Annotated in this window: 1 protein-coding gene; it reads left to right on the forward strand. The window is 43.1% G+C overall.

The genetic code is table 11. The annotated features are described in order from the left end of the window. The coding region (locus ACR0EO_RS22070; RefSeq protein WP_480693058.1) for a hypothetical protein at positions 1 to 467 on the forward strand (467 nt) is incomplete at its 5' end. Positions 468 to 1,361: the final 894 nt, after the last annotated feature.

Below are 1,361 nucleotides of genomic sequence, written 5' to 3' on the forward strand. Positions count from 1 at the left end.
CACTAACCATTTTCATCTATAACGGGATGAATAACCGCCAGATCACTGCAGCAAAAGAAGCACAAGCCGAAGCAATAGAACAGGCAGAAAAGAAAATTCAAGAGGCTAGAAACTACGAGAAAAAGACAAAAGAATGGGCAGAAGAAAAGGTCAACTCTGCCTACGAGGAACAAGGAAAACGCGTTCGAGCAGAACTGGAAAGCGAAAGTCAAAATCTCCATCAATTCAAAAATGAGCTTCTAAAAAGAGAACAAACCATAAGGGCCAAAGAAGTCGCGGCAATGAGAATACAGAAAGAAACAGAACAGAAAGTCGCGGAAATACAAAGGCAGTATTTAGAAGAGTTAAATCGATTTGAGACAGAAGCAAACGAGCTGAGGAAAGCAAAAGAGTATGCACAAAACGGCTTTCAAAGATTAAAAAGGAAGATAGAGTCACAAACCCCAACAACAGAGAGGGACAAATAATCCCTTTGTCAGAGTTAACAATCAGTTGAAGAACAACCCGAAAAAGCTGCCGCGCAAGGCGGCCCTATCAGCCCTTTCGGCTGCGCCGACCCCTACCCATTTCGACTCGATTTTCGAGTGATTTGAGCATTGTTTGTGGTCGCTTTCCGTGGAGTTTTTTCTCGTACCCTTTCGGGCTGCCCTGCGCTGTGTGTAAAGGCTTTCGCCCCCCGTCCGAGTCACACAACACTAATCAGTTATTCCTTTTCCGCTTGTCCCCGTCTAGCAGCTACAACAGGGCGGTTTTATCGTGCTTTCGCAAGTTCTGATTAGTGCCTTTACCTGCCACCTATCGGACTTCCCTTGGTCGGTGGCTGATGCGCGTCGCTCTGTCCAAAACATCTTGATCCAAACAGAGTGCAGGAATACTTGAAGTGCTTTAACGATATGGGCTATCATGAAAGGACTTACACAGGCCGTCAAACCAGTAAGTATTCCGAAATAAACCGCCTTGCAGGGCGGTTTTTTCACATCTGGAGAAAGAGATTAATCCCAAAAGCGTTTGATCTCAATGCTGATCTTCTTAGATCTGGTGATCATCCAACAAAAAAGCCTCCCTAATGAGAGGCTTTTTAGTTTCTAGTGTTCGTGTAGAACAATGCGGCTCTATCTGTCAGTTCACACAAAGTGCCGTTATGGTAAATGAGCACTTAACACAACGAGATTTATGCTCAATTCAGCACGGAATTCAACTTTATTCATATTCACAATAAGAGTAAAATCCCAAAAAAATGAGATACTGCTTCCAAGTAAGGGGGCATATGATATTTGGTAAGGATACCAATGATATTTACTTATACATGTCCTAAATGCAAAAAAGAGCGAGCTATTGCCCGAATAAAAAGAACATTTCCT

It is taken from the genome of Ruegeria sp. BE9 (genome assembly GCF_056538765.1).